Source organism: Paenalcaligenes hominis, from assembly GCF_041359055.1.
GTDB lineage: Bacteria > Pseudomonadota > Gammaproteobacteria > Burkholderiales > Burkholderiaceae_B > Paenalcaligenes > Paenalcaligenes hominis_A.
Genome location: NZ_JBGJKZ010000003.1, coordinates 322,961 through 342,010, shown reverse-complemented (window position 1 = coordinate 342,010; position 19,050 = coordinate 322,961). Strand labels below are relative to the sequence as shown.

General features: G+C 47.9%; 18 protein-coding genes. 1 reads left to right on the top strand and 17 read right to left on the bottom strand.

Features of this window, described 5'->3' with window-relative positions:
* Window positions 1-23 precede the first annotated feature (23 nt).
* From ACBP46_RS08840 to ACBP46_RS08830, 3 genes are all read right to left on the bottom strand, one after another.
* Window positions 24-953 carry an electron transfer flavoprotein subunit alpha/FixB family protein gene (locus ACBP46_RS08840; protein WP_371016367.1) on the bottom strand — a complete coding sequence of 310 codons (930 nt, stop codon included), beginning with the start codon at window positions 951-953 and terminating at the stop codon, window positions 24-26.
* Complete coding sequence (locus ACBP46_RS08835; RefSeq protein ID WP_371016366.1) at window positions 954-1,703, bottom strand: electron transfer flavoprotein subunit beta/FixA family protein; 750 nt, start codon at window positions 1,701-1,703, stop codon at window positions 954-956.
* An 81-nt stretch (window positions 1,704-1,784) separates the two neighbouring features.
* Window positions 1,785-2,717 (bottom strand): histone deacetylase family protein, encoded by a 933-nt coding sequence (locus tag ACBP46_RS08830; RefSeq protein ID WP_371016365.1) that lies wholly within the window; start codon window positions 2,715-2,717, stop codon window positions 1,785-1,787.
* An 11-nt stretch (window positions 2,718-2,728) separates the two neighbouring features.
* Between ACBP46_RS08830 and mltB the strand changes: the two genes are divergently transcribed.
* Entirely contained in the window at window positions 2,729-3,883 is a 1,155-nt protein-coding gene (mltB, locus tag ACBP46_RS08825; RefSeq protein WP_371016364.1) for a lytic murein transglycosylase B, read from the top strand.
* Between the two features lie 74 nt (window positions 3,884-3,957).
* On the opposite strand, the gene cysM is transcribed toward mltB, so the two are convergent.
* The 14 genes from cysM to gyrA form a co-directional block, all read right to left on the bottom strand.
* Complete coding sequence (cysM, locus tag ACBP46_RS08820) at window positions 3,958-4,866, bottom strand: cysteine synthase CysM (protein ID WP_371016363.1); 909 nt, start codon at window positions 4,864-4,866, stop codon at window positions 3,958-3,960.
* Window positions 4,867-4,940: 74 nt separating this feature from the next.
* The gene (locus tag ACBP46_RS08815) at window positions 4,941-5,279 is read right to left on the bottom strand and encodes a ComEA family DNA-binding protein (RefSeq protein ID WP_371016362.1); all 339 of its coding nucleotides are present in this window, start codon (window positions 5,277-5,279) and stop codon (window positions 4,941-4,943) included.
* Window positions 5,280-5,385: 106 nt separating this feature from the next.
* Complete coding sequence (gene rfaD / locus ACBP46_RS08810; RefSeq protein ID WP_371016361.1) at window positions 5,386-6,372, bottom strand: ADP-glyceromanno-heptose 6-epimerase; 987 nt, start codon at window positions 6,370-6,372, stop codon at window positions 5,386-5,388.
* On the bottom strand, window positions 6,369-7,301 hold the full coding sequence (rfaE1, locus tag ACBP46_RS08805; protein ID WP_371016360.1) for a D-glycero-beta-D-manno-heptose-7-phosphate kinase: 933 nt from the start codon (window positions 7,299-7,301) through the stop codon (window positions 6,369-6,371). Before rfaE1 ends, rfaD begins: the two co-directional genes overlap by 4 nt.
* A complete protein-coding gene (gene lapB, locus ACBP46_RS08800) occupies window positions 7,298-8,512 on the bottom strand; it encodes a lipopolysaccharide assembly protein LapB (protein ID WP_371016359.1) in 1,215 nt (404 codons plus the stop codon). The genes rfaE1 and lapB overlap by 4 nt, the downstream gene beginning before the upstream one ends.
* 12 nt (window positions 8,513-8,524) lie before the next feature.
* Window positions 8,525-8,848, bottom strand: coding sequence for a LapA family protein (locus ACBP46_RS08795; RefSeq protein WP_371016358.1), 324 nt, complete (start codon window positions 8,846-8,848; stop codon window positions 8,525-8,527).
* A 112-nt stretch (window positions 8,849-8,960) separates the two neighbouring features.
* On the bottom strand, window positions 8,961-9,266 hold the full coding sequence (locus ACBP46_RS08790; protein WP_371016357.1) for an integration host factor subunit beta: 306 nt from the start codon (window positions 9,264-9,266) through the stop codon (window positions 8,961-8,963).
* A gap of 3 nt (window positions 9,267-9,269) precedes the next feature.
* Window positions 9,270-10,988: a 30S ribosomal protein S1 gene (gene rpsA / locus ACBP46_RS08785; RefSeq protein WP_371016356.1), complete on the bottom strand. Its 1,719-nt coding sequence runs from the start codon at window positions 10,986-10,988 to the stop codon at window positions 9,270-9,272.
* A 109-nt stretch (window positions 10,989-11,097) separates the two neighbouring features.
* Window positions 11,098-11,778: a (d)CMP kinase gene (gene cmk, locus ACBP46_RS08780; RefSeq protein ID WP_371016355.1), complete on the bottom strand. Its 681-nt coding sequence runs from the start codon at window positions 11,776-11,778 to the stop codon at window positions 11,098-11,100.
* Complete coding sequence (aroA, locus tag ACBP46_RS08775; protein ID WP_371016354.1) at window positions 11,779-13,101, bottom strand: 3-phosphoshikimate 1-carboxyvinyltransferase; 1,323 nt, start codon at window positions 13,099-13,101, stop codon at window positions 11,779-11,781.
* On the bottom strand, window positions 13,098-13,988 hold the full coding sequence (locus tag ACBP46_RS08770; protein ID WP_371016353.1) for a prephenate dehydrogenase: 891 nt from the start codon (window positions 13,986-13,988) through the stop codon (window positions 13,098-13,100). Before ACBP46_RS08770 ends, aroA begins: the two co-directional genes overlap by 4 nt.
* A 5-nt stretch (window positions 13,989-13,993) precedes the next feature.
* Window positions 13,994-15,082: a prephenate dehydratase gene (gene pheA, locus ACBP46_RS08765; protein ID WP_371016352.1), complete on the bottom strand. Its 1,089-nt coding sequence runs from the start codon at window positions 15,080-15,082 to the stop codon at window positions 13,994-13,996.
* On the bottom strand, window positions 15,075-16,184 hold the full coding sequence (serC, locus tag ACBP46_RS08760) for a 3-phosphoserine/phosphohydroxythreonine transaminase (RefSeq protein ID WP_371016351.1): 1,110 nt from the start codon (window positions 16,182-16,184) through the stop codon (window positions 15,075-15,077). The genes pheA and serC overlap by 8 nt, the downstream gene beginning before the upstream one ends.
* A 24-nt stretch (window positions 16,185-16,208) precedes the next feature.
* Window positions 16,209-18,875 (bottom strand): DNA gyrase subunit A, encoded by a 2,667-nt coding sequence (gyrA, locus tag ACBP46_RS08755; RefSeq protein ID WP_371016350.1) that lies wholly within the window; start codon window positions 18,873-18,875, stop codon window positions 16,209-16,211.
* Window positions 18,876-19,050: the final 175 nt, after the last annotated feature.

The window sequence follows — 19,050 nt, the reverse complement described above, 5'->3', positions numbered from 1 at the left end:
AAAACTACAGGCTTTTTCTTGATTTAGAGAGCGTTGGTTAACTCGGGCAAAACCTCGAATAGGTCAGCCACTAAACCGTAATCTGCCACACTAAAGATGGGTGCCTCGGGGTCTTTGTTAATAGCAACAATGACCTTGGAGTCTTTCATGCCAGCCAAATGCTGAATAGCACCCGATACGCCTACCGCAATATAAAGCTGTGGTGCCACAATTTTACCTGTTTGCCCCACTTGCCAGTCGTTAGGCGCATAGCCAGCATCGACGGCAGCACGAGAAGCCCCTACGGCTGCACCTAGCTTATCAGCCAAGGTTTCAATTAAGGCAAAGTTTTCTTTGCTACCTAGACCACGTCCGCCTGATACGACTACCGTCGCATCGGCTAGGTCTGGACGATCACTTTTTGCCATTTCACGGCTTACGAAGCTGGACTTTCCACTGTCGTTTTGCGTAGCTAAGGTTTCTACTACTGCAGCGCCCCCTGTGGGCTCTGCCCCATCAAACGCAGTGGTACGAACAGTAAGCACCAATTTAGGATCTGCACACTGTACGGTTGCAATCGCGTTGCCGGCGTAAATAGGACGCGTAAACGTATCAGCAGACTCAACCGACAACACATCTGAAATTTGTGCCACGTCCAATTTAGCTGCCACGCGCGGCGCTACGTTTTTACCTGCTGCTGTAGCAGGAAATAAAAGGTGCGTGTAGGCATCGGCTACGCTTAAAACCTGCGCTGCTACATTTTCGGCCAAACCATTAGCTAGAGCAGAGCTTTCGGCTAAAAGCACTTTGGTAACGCCCTGAATTTGGGACGCTGCCTCAGCAACAGCCCCGGCATTTTCTCCGGCCACTAACACATGAATGTCGTTTCCTAATTGGGAGGCGGCAGCAACGGTATTTAAGGTCGCGCCTTTGAGCTCTACATTATCGTGTTCAGCAATGACAAGTATCGACATTTAAATCACCTTTGCTTCATTTTTAAGTTTTGCAACCAGTGTTGCCACATCCGCTACCATTTCTCCTGCAGCACGGGCTGCTGGCTCGGTGACTTTAAGCGTTTTGATACGCGGAGCTACATCTACCCCTAGGCCTTCTGGGGTCAACACATCAATGGTTTTTTTCTTTGCTTTCATGATGTTCGGTAAGGTCACATAGCGTGGCTCATTGAGGCGCAAGTCGGTGGTAATAACAGCAGGCAAGCTAAGACTGATGGTTTCTAGCCCACCATCTACTTCACGCGTTACTTTTACCTGATCCCCTTCGAGCTCTACCGCACTAGCAAAGGTGGCTTGGGGCCAATCCAATAAAGCTGCCAACATTTGACCAGTTTGGTTCGCATCATCATCAATAGCTTGTTTGCCTAAAATGACAAGTTGAGGCTGCTCGGAATCTACGACCCCTTTTAATAGTTTAGCCACGGCTAAGGGCTGTAGCTCAACATCAGTCTCAACCTGAATTGAACGATCAGCACCAATTGCCATTGCCGTGCGTAGGGTTTCTTGGCAAGGTTTTTCACCACACGATACCGCTACGACCTCGGTTACCACCCCTTTTTCTTTAAGCCGAATTGCTTCTTCTACTGCAATCTCATCAAAGGGATTCATTGACATTTTTACGTTTGCTATGTCTACACCAGTTTGGTCAGACTTTACGCGTACCTTGACGTTATGGTCAACTACACGTTTCACAGGCACCAACACCTTCATCAGGTAATCTCCAATTTAGCTAAAAATAGATTGTGCAATGACTAATCATAAAGCATTTTGTGTGTTGCTCAAAAAAATGACTTAGTCATTGGCTAGTCCCGCTAGCACCTTTATATGTGCAGCCACACTACGCGCTAAAGCGTCTAACGCATAGCCTCCTTCAAGCATACTGATAACTCGACCATGGGTACTGAGCGCCGTTGCCTGCATGACCTGATCGGTAATCCAAGCAAAATCTGCCTCGGTTAAATGCATTTGTGCCATGGTGTCTTCGGTATGCGCATCAAAGCCAGCAGAAAAAAATAATAGTTTGGGCTTCAGCTGGCGTAATCGGGGCAGCCAGTTGTGTGTTACTAACTCTCGAATAGCGGCGGAATCAGTACCCGCTGGCACCGCCTCATTGTACATATTTGGTGCTTCGGGTAAATGGCGAGCATGTGGGTAAAAAGGATGCTGATAAAAGCCAAACATCTGTACTTGGTCTTGGTGGGCAAAAATGTCTTCGGTTCCATTCCCATGGTGCACATCAAAATCCACAATAACAACTTGATCTAAACCATATGTTTCAATCGCATACGCCGCTGCAACAGCAACATTATTAAAAAAACAAAAACCCATGGCTTGATCGAAACAGGCATGATGCCCAGGCGGACGCACTGCACAAAAAGCACGGTGGGCCTGCCCTGACATCACCTGATCTACAGCTAAAACCCCGGCTCCGGCTGCGTAATAAGCTGCCTCGAGAGTATGTGGATTTAGAACCGTATCCGCGTCGATGCTGTAGTAGCCTGTTTCAGGTGCGTATTGCCGTATTTTAGCGATATGATGTAGGCTGTGTACACGCGACAAATCCTCCTCTTTGGCTTTAAGAGCAGTCATTTCGTGCAGCATGTTTGCTAGCCCCGTTTGCGCTAAGTGTTTTTGTATGGCCTGTAAGCGTAACGGCGACTCGGGGTGCTCTGTTCCCATCTCATGCTGATAAAAAGAAGGATGAGTTATAAATATTGTCTCCATAAGGTTTGATTATGTTCAGAAAAACGCGCTTAGTGCAAGCTTGTTTTTGCAGTTTGTTAATAATGGGTTGCGCGACCTCCCAAACTAACAGCCCTCAATCCAGTCATCATGTGCCTTCTACGCCTTCTACACCATCAGCCTTAACCCTAGATATGGAGGCTCACCCTAAATCCGGCTCATCCATTCATGGCCGACAGGATTATTTTCAAGCTGACGGTAGTCTGAGCCCGTATTTATACGAGTGGGCACAAGAATTGGCCCAATTAACGAACATCCCTTTTGCTCGCATCGAAGCGCTCTTAAAAACGGCTAATTACAATGCCAAGGTGGCCCAACTGATGGCTCCCAACAAAGGACAAATCAAACGCAGTTGGAGCACCTATAAAAACCGCTTTATTGAACCAATTCGTATTAAAGCTGGACTAGAGTTTTGGGATCAACATGCCGATGTGATACAACGCACAGCCCAACAATACGGCGTTCCCCCCGAGATCTTGGTATCGATTATTGGTGTAGAAACTATTTATGGCCGCTATACGGGTGACTTTCGAGTGCTAGATGCTTTGTTAACACTGGGTTTCAGCTACCCTGACAATAGTCGCCCAGAACGCGGACAGCTCTTTAGGGACCAACTTGCTGATCTTATTGTGTTGGACTACCAAGGCAAGATTGATGCCAATACCATCACAGGCTCGTTTGCTGGCGCTATTGGCCTACCCCAATTTATGCCTGGCAGTTTGATGCGCTATGCCGTAGATGCTGATAACGATGGCGAGATTGATTTATTTGCTTCCTTGCCAGATATTTTGGCCTCTGTAGCCAATTTTTTAATTGAACACGGTTGGCAACCCGACATACCCGTTTTTGCTCCGGTACATCTCAATGACCAAAAAGCCAAAGACTGGGTCGATGGGGGACTAACCCCTAAATCAAACTGGAATACACTGCTACAAGCCCAGGCCGTGCGCGACCCTAACACCAGCTCTGCTCTATGGATGTCACAGCCACTGGGTGTAATTAACTTAGTCGAAGAAAGCCAAGGCACAGCAGAGTACCGCTTGGCCACCCCTAACTTCTACGCTATTACCTCGTACAATCGTAGCTACTTTTATGCCAGCACTGTGTCTGATTTTGCAGACCTGCTTGCACAACGCCGAGCGCAATAGCATAGGATACAACCAAATAAAAACCCTCTGTATAACGTAGTTAGCAGAGGGTTTTTGGGTTTGGGGTATACAGACTAAGGGTTGAATACCCCAGTAGAAAGATAACGGTCGCCACGGTCACACACAATAAACACAATGGTGGCATTTTCAACGCGCTGTGCCACGCGCAATGCCGCCACCAAAGCACCAGCAGATGAAATACCCGCAAAAATCCCTTCTTGGGCAGCTAAAGCACGCGCCATTTGTTCGGCCTCGTCTTGGCCTATAGACTCTAGTGCAGAAATTTGGCTAGCGTCATAGATTTTTGGTAGGTATTCCTGGGGCCATTTACGAATACCTGGAATTTGTGCGCCATCGGCGGGTTGAGCACCAATAATTTGTACAGCTGGGTTTTGAGAACGCAAATAACTGCCTACACCCATGATGGTGCCAGTTGTGCCCATTGCGCTGACAAAATGGGTAATCTGACCATTGGTTTGCTGCCAGAGCTCAGGGCCTGTGCCTTGGATATGTGCTAGAGGATTGTCTTGGTTTGCAAACTGATCCAACACTATGCCCTTGCCTTCGGCTTGCATTTGTAAAGCTAAGTCGCGCGCGTATTCCATGCCACCGGCCTCGGCTGGTGTTAGGATAAGTTCGGCACCATAGGCGGTCATGGAGGCCCGACGCTCTAGGGATAGGTTATCTGGCATGATCAAAATCATTTTGTAGCCACGTACCGCAGCTATCATGGCTAAAGCAATACCTGTATTGCCACTGGTGGCCTCGATCAGTGTATCGCCGGGTTTGATTAAGCCACGGGCTTCGGCCATTTTGATCATGGAGCTGGCTGCACGGTCTTTGACTGAGCCAGCGGGGTTATTGCCTTCGAGTTTAGCCAAGACAACAGTCCCACGCCCGACTTGATAAAGCTCGGGTAGACGCTGCAAGCGCACCAGTGGAGTCATTCCTATCGTATCTTCTATTGTTGGATAATTTTTCATACCACCTCTTTTGAATACCCAGAGCTCAGCGTACTGAGCTCAACCTATATAGTTCTATGATACTGACTGCCGTATTACTTGGCTTGTTTTTTTGTGTTTTTGTCTGCAGGCGGCACTGCGGGCATGGGCTCTATGGTTAAGCCAGCCTCATGCAGACCACTGAGACGTTTGGGACCGATGCCTTTTATCCGATCGGATAAATCCTGTAACGAGCTAAATGGGCCCGCTCGATCCCGCTCGTGAATAATACGTTCAGCCGTTTTAGGCCCAATCCCTTTAATTTGCTGCAATTGTTGCAACGAGGCCTGATTTAAATTGACTGCTTGTGCCTGCCAAGCCCAAGCCAAAAGCACTACACAAACAATAACACGACCCCATTGTTTGGGATGCGATAAGGTACGAAATAAGCACATAGGGTTCTCCTTGAAATGATGGCAATTAAGCATCCACCAAATTTTTACCCCTGCCTAGCTCGTACTCCTACGCAAGAGCGAACCCTTGCGTAGTTTTCACAGTCGTTTAGAGCTGTGCTTTTTGCTTTAATACGTAATCACGCACCCCTGTTTGTACATCAACAAATGCTTTTTTATAGCCAGCAGCACGTAACTGGGTCAGATCTGCTTGGGTATGGCTTTGATAGCGCCCTTTTAAATCATCTGGAAAATCCATGTATTGCAATATATTTTGTTGTACCAAATCCTCTAGACTTAGGGCTGGTTGGCCGTCTAGTTCACGCATGGTGTTTACTACAGTTTGTGCTACGTCATTAAAGGGCTGAGCACGTCCTGTACCGCAATTAAATATGCCTGATACGGTGTTTTGTAAAAAATGTAAATTCACATCAACCACATCATCTATATAAACAAAATCGCGCTGCTGCCCACCGTTTTCATACCCATCCCAGGCACCAAACAAACGCACACATCCTTCATTTTTATATTGATGCATATTGTGCAATGCGACCGATGCCATGCGGCCTTTATGATTTTCTTGGGGGCCATACACATTAAAATAACGCAAACCCACAACGGGTGCGCTTAATTGGTTCATGTGCTTGCGTACTACTTGGTCAAAAAGAAATTTAGAATAGCCATACACATTTAATGGGGCTTCATTGTGCAAGTCTTCTGCGTAGCGTGGGCCTGCTCCATAAACAGCAGCCGATGAAGCATAAATAAACGGCGTATTATGTTTTTGACAGTATTCAAACAGCTCTAGTGTGACACGGTAGTTGTTATCCATCATATAGCGGCCATTGCGTTCAGTGGTTGCAGAACAAGCACCTTGATGTAATACCGCCTGAATACGAGGCAAACCACCGGATAAAACTAACTGCCGAAATGCGTCTTTATCCATGTAGTCCGCAATATCAGCATGGACTAAATTGTGAAACTTATCACCCTCAAGCAAATCATCCACGACTAAAATGTCATTAATGCCTAGTTTATTTAGGCCCAGTAATAAATTACTACCTATAAATCCTGCACCGCCAGTTACTACTATCATCGTAATTCCTCTGCTGTAACGGTTGAAGTCCCTAATTTACCCACCACTACACTGCCTGCTTTATTAGCCCAGTGCATGGCGTCAATCCAACTTAATCCTGCCGCCCGCGTAACTGCTAACGTCGCTAAGACAGTGTCACCTGCGCCAGACACATCAAAAACCTCTTGCGCCTCAGCGGCAGCATGAGCACGCCCTTGCGCGGTATACATGGTCATACCCTGCTCTGAGCGCGTAATTAATAGAGCCTCTAGTTTCAAGCTTTGGCGTAACTCTTGAGCTCTAGCCGTCAAATCGTCTTCAGACGACCATTTACCTACGGCTTGCTCCATTTCCACCCGATTTGGCGTGATGCTAGCTGCCCCTGTATAACGCGTGTATTGATCCCCTTTGGGGTCTACTAACACGGGCACCCCTTGGTCGCGAGCAATTTGAATAAGTTTTTCTACGCTACTTAATGCACCTTTTGCGTAATCTGATAACACTACGATATGGTGCTGCGCCACTAATGCCGTGAAGTGCGTTTCAAGCTGAGCCAAAGCGACTGCGCTAGGGGCTTGTTCAAAGTCCACCCTAAGCAATTGCTGTTGACGGCCTAAAATACGCAACTTCAAAATAGTAGGTAGATTGCTATCTACACATAAATACGAATCCACCTGCTCTGTCTGACACAGCTGCTGTACCGAAGAGCCGGCTTCGTCATTACCAATTAAGCCAATAAGGCTAGCTTGTGCGCCTAAAGCCACACAGTTACGTGCTACGTTAGCGGCCCCCCCTAAGCGATCCTCTTTGCGTGTTACCTTGACAATAGGAACTGGGGCCTCGGGGGAAATACGATTAACAGCGCCAAACCAATACCGATCTAGCATTACATCCCCGACCACAAGAATCTTTACGGCTGCAATGCGCTCTTGAGTTGGAAACGGACTCATTGCATCTCCTCGAGTCGTTTAGGTGCATAGGTTTCCCAATGCGTGCATCCTGGGCATTGCCAGTAAAAATGTTTAGCCTCAAACCCACAATGTTGGCAAGCATAACGATCTAAACGTTGGGTATGTTTGTGTACCAACGTACGTAAGAGCGTTAAATCGCCACCGAGTACATGAGCAGCCTCGGGGTTATCTGGGTGCTGCAACTCGAGCTGCAGACTACGATCTAAGCCAAGTAAAGAGGGGGATTGATGCAAAGCCTCACGCGCAAACTCCCATGCAGCAGTAGCCCCCTGCTGCGTACGTAAGGCTTTAAAAACCTGAGTAAATACATCAACCGAGGGATATTGTTCATAGTGTTTTTGTAATTCGCGCAACGCCTGCTCAGCTAAACCTTGGGCCGCATAACACTGCATGAGCTGATCAGCAACCAAACCAGCATATAACGGAGCCACTCTCAGCACTTCTTGTAGATAAAACTGCTGCAAAGCCAAATTTTGCTGCAAGTGTGCTACCTGTGCACGCAACATAAAGATGCGTGCTGCCGCGGCTCGGCTTCCCTCTTTGGCACCTAGCTCTTTAGCGGCTCGCTCTGCTTCATTAAGTGCCTGCTCGGCCTGTTTTAACTCTGGCTCACGCTTTTTTAATGCTGCTTCTGCTTGCTCGCATTGGTAATGAATTAACTGGGGCACTGGCTCATCAACGAGCTGACGTAAACGCTCCACCGTAGCTATCGCTTGCGGCCAATCGTGCCCCGACTCGTAAATATGAATTAATGCGCGCACAGCAGGAACAGCATGCCGCCCTTGTGATACAGCCTCGAACGCTGCCTCTGCACGATCCAACATGCCAGCTTTTAAAAAATCTTGGGCTATTTCAAACTGTGCGTTTTCTCTGTCTACTTCAGGCAGATCGGTGCGAGCCAAGAGGCTTTGATGCACGCGGATGGCTCGCTCCATCTCGCCACGACGCCTAAATAAACTGCCTAAGGCAAAATGCAGCTCGGTAGTTTCCGGGTCTAATTTCGCTACCTCAATAAAAGCATCAATCGCTTGATCAGGCTCTTCATTTAACAAAAAGTTTAAGCCTTTAAAATACGAGTCTGGCAACTGTTTGCTTTCAGAAAGCATTTGTTTGAAATCAAAGCGTGCCGCTAGCCAACCCAAGCCAAATAAAACAGGCACAATAATGAGCCACCATGGTTCAAAGTCCACTTTGCACCTCGGTTATAGGGGAGCCAGCGGAGCAATAATTTCTACTGCTGCAGGGTCGGTAGGTTTTGCGGGATTTTGAATCTGCTCTTGTAAACGAGCTACATCACGTTTGAGTTTAGCTATTTCCCGTTTCTTGCGCATAATATTTAAAATCATGAGCAATAGCCCCAGTACCAAACCTAATAAAAATGCGACCAACATCACTACGATTAGTGGGACATTAGTTAACGTATAGTCAGCAAAAAAACTAACATGAACTGGCTCTGTATTTTTAAGAGCAAACAATAGCACCACGACAAAAACCAATAATCGCAATACCCAGACTAGATAACGCATAGATGGCTCCAACTAATTAAAGGATGCCTTGATTGTAAAGGCAAAAGGGGGGATTAGCCCAGACGCAAAAACAGGCTCATAAAGAGCCTGTTTTTGAGACATGTACATCAAGCTACGAGTTAGATTGCTGTGCTAAAAAAGCATTATCAACCCGTTCGCGGAGCTCTTTGCCTGCCTTAAAGTGTGGTACTTGTTTTGCGGGCACATGGACTTTTTCGCCAGAGCGAGGGTTGCGCCCTATACGTGACGCCCGTGTAGAAAGGGAAAAACTGCCGAACCCCCTAATTTCTATACGTTGACCACTTTCTAACGCAGCAGTCATGGCATCAAGAATAGTCTTTACCGTCAGCTCTGTGTCCTTTGGGGCCAGCTGCGTATTGCGGCTGGCCAACAGTGCAATAAGCTCAGACTTCGTCACACTTTACTCAGCGTCTTCACGCTGCTGTTCAAGTTGAGCGCGTAATAAAGCACCCAAGTTAGTGGTACCAGCAGAAGCGCTTGCATCGGATAAACGCTGCATGCTTTGTGCTGTTTCTGCGCTATCGATAGCTTTGATAGACAACTGAATAGAACGTGCTTTACGGTCTACGTTGATGATCATGGCTTCGACTTCGTCGCCTTCGTTGATAGCAGTAGTTGCATCTTCAACACGACCAGCAGAAATTTCAGAAGCACGTAGGTAGCCTTCGACGTCTACGGATAGAGTCACTACAGCACCTTTAGGCTCTACAGACTTGACGGTACCTTTAACTACAGCACCTTTATCGTTTGCAGATACGTAGTTGTTGAAAGGATCGCCTTCGAGCTGTTTGATACCTAAAGAGATACGCTCTTTCTCGGTGTCAATACCAAGAACGATTGCATCCACTTCGTCGCCTTTCTTGTAGTTGCGAACGGCTTCTTCGCCGCTGTCAGTCCAAGATAGGTCGGACAAGTGAACTAGACCGTCAATACCACCGTCTAGGCCAACAAATACGCCGAAGTCAGTGATGGATTTGATAGCACCACGTACTTTATCACCACGTTTGAAGTTCAATGCGAACTCTTCCCATGGGTTTGGACGACATTGTTTCATACCTAGAGAGATACGACGACGATCTTCGTCAATGTCTAGAACCATTACTTCGACTTCTTCACCCAAAGTAACAACTTTGCGTGGGTCTACGTTTTTGTTGGTCCAATCCATTTCGGAAACGTGTACTAGACCTTCGATGCCGTCTTCTACCTCGACGAAAGCACCGTAATCGGTAAGGTTAGTTACTTTACCGAACAAGCGTGTGCCCTGAGGGTAACGACGGGATAGGCCGATCCAAGGATCTTCGCCTAGTTGCTTCACGCCCAAGGAAACGCGGCTGCGGTCTTGGTCGAATTTAAGAACTTTGGCTTCGATTTCTTCACCCACTTGAAGGACTTCGGAAGGGTGACGTACACGACGCCATGCCATATCAGTGATATGCAATAGACCATCGATACCGCCCAAGTCCACGAATGCACCGTAATCGGTAATGTTTTTAACAATACCTTTAACAACGATACCTTCGGTGAGGGTTTCGAGTAGTTTTTGACGCTCTTCGCCCATGCTGGCTTCGAGCACGGCACGACGGGACAATACAACGTTGTTGCGTTTGCGATCGAGTTTGATCACTTTGAACTCAACGGTTTTGCCCTCGTAAGGAGTGGTGTCTTTTACAGGACGTAGGTCAACCAAAGAACCAGGCAAGAAAGCACGGATACCGTTAGTCATAACGGTCATACCGCCTTTTACTTTGCCAGTAATGGTACCGGTAACTAGCTCGCCAGACTCTAGAGCTTGCTCTAGGGATAGCCATGCTGATAGGCGTTTAGCGCGATCGCGAGATAGGATTGTGTCGCCGTAACCGTTTTCAAATGCGTCGATAGCAACAGAAACGTAATCACCGGGTTCCACTTCGAGTTCGCCTTGATCATTCAAGAACTCTTCGAGAGGAATCAAGGACTCGGATTTCAAGCCTGCGTTAACCAATACGTAGTTGTGGTCAATGCGCAAGACTTCGGCAGAGATAACTTCGCCGGCTTTTAGGTCTTGGGACTGAAGGCTTTCTGCAAATAAATCGGCAAAGCTTTCGCCGCCTAATACATCGGTAGTAGAGATGGAGGACATTAAATAAAATCCATCAGCCATTACTGGCTTTGTCAAGAACACACGGGGCGCAAGCGCCCAGTGGAGTGAACACACGTTATTTAAGGCAAAAAACGCCTAAACAACACCTTTAATTTTGGGTAGCTGCCCAGTGGGCTAGCACCTGATTGACGGTTTCTTCTATGGTGAGATGAGAAGAATCCAGTGTAATTGCGTCTTTGGCAGGCTTTAGGGGCGCAATAGAACGTGTCGTATCGCGTAAATCTCGTGCCTGTAAATCAGCTAATAGTTCTGAAAGATTAGCAGATATACCCTTGTCTATCAACTGTTTATAACGACGCTCGGCACGGGATTGCGCATCTGCAACAAGATAAATTTTTAAAGGAGCCGATGGAAAAACGACCGTGCCCATATCACGGCCATCTGCCACCAGACCTGGGGGCTGTTGAAAGTCGCGTTGACGTGCTAATAAGGCGGTACGTACAGGCTCGTACGTCGCGACTTGGGAGGCCAGCAAACCAACCTGTTCCTCACGCAAGGCGTCCGTTACATTCTCACCATCTAAAACACATTGCCCCTGATTAAAACGCACATTGAGCTGGCGAGCGAGCTGGGCTACGTGGTCTTGATGTGTTGCGTCTACAGCTTGACGCAAACAAGCCAAGGCAGTTAAACGGTACAAAGCCCCACTATCGAGCACATGCCAGCCTAAGTGCTCGGCCACAAGGTGACTGACCGTTCCTTTGCCTGATGCGGTCGGCCCATCTATGGTAATAACAGGGGGAATAGGGTTGGGTGCCACCATGAGCATCTAGCCTTTTATTAATTGTTGAAAAACTGAAAAGTAATCGGGGAAGGTTTTACTAACGCAATTGGGATCTAAAATAGTTTGCGACATGCCCCCAAAACACATTAAGGACAAACACATGGCTATACGGTGGTCGTCATAGGTTTCAATTTGAGCCGAGCGCCACTCCCCTTCTGCAATGGGGTAGACCGTAATCCAATCCGGCCCTGATTCCACCCGAGCCCCCACCTGACGTAGTTCATTTTGCATGGCCTCAATGCGATCTGTTTCTTTAACGCGCCAACTAGCAATATTGCGCAGCGTACACGGCCCATCTGCATAAACGGCTAAAGCAGCGGCTGTCATGGCCGCGTCGGGAATCAAGTTAAAATCCAAATCAAAGGCCTTTAATCGTTGACCCTGGGCCACATTGACGCCAGTCACTTCCATAGAGTTAGCCAGATACGTTACCTGCGCTCCCATAAGCTCCATCACTTTGGCAAACTGTACATCGCCCTGAACAGATAGTGCTCCTACCCCTTGGATCTCAATAGGACCACCAGCAATAGTACCCAATGCTAAAAAATAGGAGGCAGAAGAGGCGTCCCCTTCAACGTGAAACTCGCCAGGAGACACATATCTGGCATCGCTTGGAATAACAAAACGCTGCCAGTGCTCATCGTGGCGCACCAACACCCCAAACTTTTCCATCATATCGACTGTAATAGCGATATACGGCTGAGATATAAGTGTGCCCTCGACCTCGATGATTAGATCTGTTTGTGTCTGGGCTACAGCAATGGGAGCAGCCATTAGTAATGCAGTTAAAAATTGACTGGACACGGACCCTTTGACCCGAATAGGCTGACTCAGATCAAATGTAGGTTGGCCTATTTTTAGGGGTGGATACCCAGAATTCTCAAGATACTCAATTTGCGCCCCAGCCCCTTGCAGTGCTTCAACCAAATCCCCTATGGGACGCTCGTGCATACGCGGAATGCCTGTCAACGTATAGTCGCCACCTAAAAAGGCCAATGCGGCGGTTAATGAGCGAAAAGCAGTTCCTGCGTTGCCTAAGAACAATTCGGCTTGGTTGTGTTTAAAAGGAGTGCCCCCATGAATTTGGTACACACTGTCTGATACTTTGACTGCTGGCACACCTAATTGATTCAATGCCTCAATCATGACACGTGTATCATCTGAGGCTAGTACCCCTGTCAGACTAGTGATGCCTGGTGTTAACGCCGCTAAGAGCAAAGCGCGGTTAGAAATACTTTTAGAGCCAGGTAGGCGCACCGTGCCACTGGCGTGGGTTGCAGGCTCTAGGGTAATTTGCTCAAGACTCATTCCAATCCACTCCTGCTGCCCCATAAACGACGGGCCAAGGCAGCTTTTTCTAAAAATTCATATAAAGCAGTTCCGTCCGACTCTAACAACGCAGCCTCGGCCTGCTCAAAGGCTTTACGCACCTGTTTTAGCTCCGCCAAAACAGCCGCACGGTTACTAAGAAAAATATCGCGCCACACTTCTGCTGAACCCGCTGCAATACGAGTAAAATCTCTAAAACCACTGCCCGCTACATGCAAACGCACATCCGCATCGGCAGCACTAGCCACTTGCCACATAAACACAGAAGACAGAAAATGCGGTACATGGCTAATGGATGCCAATACCCTGTCATGGTCTTCAGCAGACATGAGCATCACACGAGCGCCGCACTGCTCCCATAAGTCAATTATTTTCGCCTTCGCGCTTGCAGCGGTTTCTTTATGAGGGGTCAAAATAACAATACGATTACGGTATAGCTCAGCGAATGCAGCATCAGGCCCTGCTTTTTCCGCTCCTGCAATGGGGTGCCCAGGGATAAACTGCGCTACTTGATCACCTAGCACCTCTGTGGCTGCTTGCAATACATCTGCTTTGGTACTGCCGGCATCGGTAATGAGCGTATGGGGCTGTAAATGCGGTTTTATTTGCTGGAGCAAAGATCGTGTAGCACCTACTGGAGTTGCTAACACAATAATGTCAGCACGTTGAGTGGCCGTAGTTATATCAACAATCTCATCAATAAGCCCAAGCTGCAACGCCTGCTGTGAGGTGCTGGCCTGACGACTTACGCCAAGCACGCGGCCCACGCACCCTGCTTGTTTTAGCGCAGCGGCAATGGAACCACCGATCAGGCCTGGCCCAACCACTGCAAGTACAGGAATAACAAAACCTGTTGCTGTTGTCATAGCGACTAGGCCTGATGTGGGTATGAACCCAGAACTTTGAAAAAGGCTACTTGTTGCTTGAGCTGCTCTAGGGCGCTTTGCACCGCTGCGTCATCCTTATGACCGAGCAAATCAATATAAAAATAGTATTCCCATTGACCGGTACGTGCAGGCCGTGACTCAAGGCGTGTCATAGAAACCTGATGCTCCGCAAAGGGCGCTATCATTTCATGCACGGCACCAGCCCGATTCGGTACAGCTAAAATCAAACTGGTCTTGTCATTCCCTGATGGCAACGACTCGATGTTTCCGATCGCCAAGAAACGAGTTCGGTTTTGAGCATCGTCTTGAATACCCGTTTGTATTAATTTAAGCTGCCAAAATTCGGCTGCATGCTGCCCAGCAATAGCAGCTATTGTTGGGTCTTGGGCCGCTAAACGTGCTGCTTCGGCATTGCTTGAGGCTGCGTCCTGGTGAAGATTGGGATAGTGACGCGATAACCAGCTTTGGCATTGAGCCAAAGCCTGCGGGTGAGCCATAACACGGGTTACCCCATCCATAGTGCCACTTTGAGTCATCAAGCAGTGATGCACGGCTATGGAGCGCTCTCCTAAGACTTTTAAAGACGAATTCAGTAATAAGTCTAGAGTGCGATTGACCGCGCCTTCGGTAGAGTTTTCCACAGGCACCATACCTACATCAGCCTCACCGACCTCAACTAGTCGAAATACCTCATCAAAGCTGGAACAGGGTAAGGTTTCAACAAAATGACCAAAGTGGCTTAGGGCTGCCTGCTCTGAAAAAGAACCCTGTGGACCTAAATAGGCCACGCGCATTTGACGTTCCAAACCTCTACAGGCAGAAATCACTTCGCTCCAAACCGCTTGAACAGAGCTACCAGTAATAGGCCCTGTGTTCATAGCTTGTAAGTGCGCCACGATTTGGGCTTCACGCTCGGGCTTGAGAATGCTGTCTGTGGCGTTGTAATGCTCTTTAATCTTGCCGATTTCTAGAGCGGCTTGGGCACGCTGGTTTAAGAGCTGCAGAATCTGCAAGTCAAGACTATCTATTTGTTCGCGCCATGGGCGTAATCGTTCTAAAAGCGTTTTAGCCATAGCGTGCTTCAAACCCTTTCATGAAATCAACCAGTGCTTGCACGCCTTCTAGAGGCATCGCATTGTATATAGAGGCCCGCATACCACCCACGCTTTTGTGGCCGCGCAACTGCAATAAGCCTGCTGCTGAGGCTTCGGTTAAAAAGGTCTCGTCTAGCTCGGCTCGATTTAATAAAAAAGGCACATTCATACGCGAACGAGCTGCTGCAGCCACTGTGTTTCTGTAAAAATTAGACTGATCTAAATAGCTATACAACAGCTCTGCTTTGGCCTGATTGGCTTGTTCAATAGCACCTACCCCGCCTTGTTCTTTTAACCACTTAAAAACTAAGCCAGCTAAATAAATAGAGTAGGTAGGGGGAGTGTTTAACATTGAGTCATTTTTTGCTACGAGCTCGTAGTTAAAAGCATTAGGGCAATGCGGATTGCTAAAGCCTAATAGATCTTTACGCACGATAACCAAGGTAAGCCCCGCAGGCCCTGCATTTTTTTGTGCACCCGCGTAAGCAACATCAACCTTAGTGAAATCAATAGGCCGTGACAGGATATTGGATGACACATCAACGACTAGAGGCACATCAAGACGAGGCCAGTCATTGAACTCTACGCCACCAATGGTTTCATTCGAGCACACATGCACATAAGAACTATCAGGACGAACCTGCCATGAGCTGGGCTCAGGAAACCAAGTAAAAGCCCCCTGCTCTGTACCGTTAATCTGTGTAATGACCTCGGAGGTAGCAGCTAATTGAATATCACCAAAATGTTGCGCCTCTTGGAAAGATTTCTTTGACCAACTACCTGAAACCACGTAATCCGCTTTGGCGGCAGGCTTTAAGCCCAGCAAATTTAATGGTACCAAAGCATTTTGTGCTTGAGCGCCACCCTGCATGAACAGCACAGTAAAATTATCTGGCACCTGCAGTAGGTCGCGTAAATCTTGCTCTGCCTCATCGCGTATTTGCATGAACTCCTTACCACGATGGCTCATTTCCATCACAGACATGCCCGAGCCATGCCAGTCCAGCATTTCCGCAGCGGCTTTGTGCAACACTGCCTCTGGAAACTTGGATGGACCAGCAGAAAAATTCCAAGGACGCATAGTTTTATTTCCTAATTACAATAATTACTCTTCTGTTTGGGAGTCATGGGTCTCTGGATCGACTGGCGGGTGCTTGGTATCCTCGTTTTCGAGGTCTTCCTCGTCCACATCGATATCTACATCCACATCACTTTCTACCACACGGTACACACCAGAGAGCTTGCTGCTTTCATCCACGTTAATTAAGGTCACACCTTGGGTAGCCCGGCCCATTTCGCGGATCTCGTCAACGCGAGTGCGCACCAACACACCTGCATTGGTAATCAACATGATTTCGTCGCTTTCGCGTACAAGCACAGCACCCACTAAGCAACCATTTCGATCTGAGGTTTGGATAGCAATCATACCCTTTGTACCGCGCCCATGACGCGTGTATTCAGAAATAGAAGTACGCTTACCAAAGCCGTTTTCGGTAGCAGTCAGTACAGACTGAGACTCGTCTTCGGCAACCAGTAATGAAATGACATTTTGGCCTTCGTCTAGGTTCATACCACGCACACCACGAGCAGTACGGCCCATTGGGCGCACATCCGTTTCGCAGAAACGCACAGCTTTACCTGCATCAGAAAACAGCATGACATCATGATCGCCAGCCGTGATCTGCGCCCCAATTAAGTAATCGCCCTCGTCTAAGCCTACGGCAATAATGCCGGCTTTGCGCGGATTGGCAAAATGCGACAACTGGGTTTTTTTGACCGTACCTTGAGAGGTAGCCATAAAAACAAACCGGTCATCACTAAACTCTTTCACGGCCAGCACAACTGTGATTTTTTCGCCTTGTTCTAGCGGGAACATATTCACAATAGGACGACCACGGGAGTTACGAGAACCTTGGGGTACTTCCCATACCTTGAGCCAATACACACGGCCTCGATCCGAGAAACACAAGAGATAATCGTGTGTATTCGCAATAAAGAGGTTATCGATCCAATCGTCCTCTTTCATGGTGGTTGCTTGTTTACCTCGGCCGCCACGGCGCTGCGCACGGTATTCTGACAACGGTTGGCTCTTGATATAGCCCTCGTGTGACAAAGTAACCACCATATCCATGGGGGTAATTAAGTCTTCGGTGTCTAGTTCGGTGGCGTTGAATTCGATTTCAGAGCGACGTACGTCTTTTTCTGAAGAGAACTCGTCTTTGAGAGCAATAAGCTCATCTGAAATAATCTGCGTTACACGCTCGGGACGCGCCAAGATATCTAATAGATCAGCAATGCGATCCATGACCTCTTTGTACTCGCCCACAATCTTGTCTTGCTCTAGGCCCGTTAAACGCTGTAAGCGCATATTTAGGATTTCTTGAGCCTGAGTTTCGCTAAGGCGGTACATACCGTCCGCTTGTAAACCGAACTGAGCCTCGAGGTTGTCTGGACGATAAGCTAAGCGCCCCCCTGGAATCGCACTATCATCAGCGCGAGCCAACATGTCGCGCACAATTTGCGCATCCCAACTACGCGACAATAGTTCGCGACGTGCATCAGGAGGCGTAGGCGCGGCACGAATAATGCGGATGAATTCATCAATATTCGCTAAAGCTACGGCTAAACCCTCAAGCACATGACCCCGCTCACGCGCTTTGCGTAACTGGAATACAGTGCGTCGTGTTACGACTTCACGACGATGGAATAAGAAATACTCCACCAACTGCTTTAGGTTCAATAAACGTGGTTGGCCATCTACCAAAGCCACGATATTCATACCAAACGTTTCTTGGAGCTGAGTGTTTTTATAGAGGTTATTGAGAATGACCTCGGGAACCTCTCCGCGCTTTAGTTCAATAACCAAGCGCATACCGTCTTTATCTGACTCATCACGAATATCGGAGATACCTTCGATTTTCTTTTCGTTGACTAAGTCAGCAATGCGTTCTTGTAGGGATTTTTTATTGACCTGATAAGGCAGTGCGTCGATCACAATGGCCTGACGAGAGCCTCGCTCCATGTCTTCGAAGTGAGCCTTAGCACGCATGATGACGCGACCGCGACCGGTGCGGTAGCCTTCGCGTACACCAGACATGCCATAAATAATGCCACCAGTAGGGAAATCAGGTGCCGGAATGAATTCGAAGAGATCATCAACCGTGCAATCGGGATTGCGCAAACAATATAAACAGCCGTCTACTACCTCGGAGAGATTGTGAGGAGGGATATTTGTAGCCATACCCACCGCAATACCCGAACTACCGTTGACTAATAAGTTAGGTAAACGAGAAGGCAAAATAGCCGGCTCTAGTTCGCTGCCATCATAGTTAGGCACAAAATCGACTGTTTCTTGGTCAATATCTGCCAGCATTTCATGGGAGATTTTTGCCAAGCGCACTTCGGTATATCGCATGGCGGCAGCACTGTCACCATCAATGGACCCAAAGTTACCTTGTCCATCGACCAACATATAACGCATGGAGAAGTCTTGGGCCAAACGCACAATAGTGTCATAAACAGCAGAGTCACCGTGTGGGTGGTATTTACCAATTACGTCACCAACAATACGCGCAGATTTCTTGTAGGCGCGATTCCAGTCATTATTGAGCTCGTGCATCGCGAACAAAACGCGGCGATGTACGGGCTTTAAGCCATCACGCACATCAGGTAAGGCACGCCCCACGATTACACTCATGGCGTAATCTAAATAACTGCGACGCATTTCCTCTTCCAGAGAAATTGGAAGGGTCTCCTTAGCAAAGGAATCCATATTAAATTGTCTTTTTAGATGAGTTAAGCAAGATGCAAACCGTAGAAGGGCGAATAGGAAATTCTACCATCACCCCAAGCTATCATTGTACTATGCCCAGCATCCGCATTAAAAATGGATTGGTGTAGACAAAAAACACCAAAAAAATTGAATACGTGGTCTGATGAGAAGCAGT